This is a genomic window from Bradyrhizobium sp. Unk1, assembly GCF_059512345.1.
The window spans coordinates 1-294 of the sequence record NZ_JCAMOP010000269.1; the positions used below are offsets into that span (position 1 = coordinate 1).

The window sequence follows — 294 nt, forward strand, 5'->3', positions numbered from 1 at the left end:
CGTAGGGCTTCACGTAGATTGGCGGCATCATGCGGACCGAGTGACCCAACGCCGCGATCTCGCGCGCCCAATGATGTGCACTCGCACAAGCTTCCATACCCACCAAGCAGGCGGGGAGTCCTCGAAAGAACGGCAGCACTTGCGACCGCCGCAACGTGCGCCGAACCAAGACTTCCCCGTTTTCGGCGATGCCGTGAACATGAAAGATCGACTTGGCCAAATCCAAACCCACCGTGATAATCTTCTCCATGGAACGGTCCTTCCTTTATGGCGCCTCCCCAGGCGACCACGTTA

1 pseudogene is annotated in these 294 nt (G+C 58.8%); it reads right to left on the reverse strand.

The window, feature by feature from the left end:
- Window positions 1-250 (reverse strand): annotated as a pseudogene (locus AC5ZFO_RS48445) (IS110 family transposase); the annotation flags it as partial.
- Window positions 251-294: the final 44 nt, after the last annotated feature.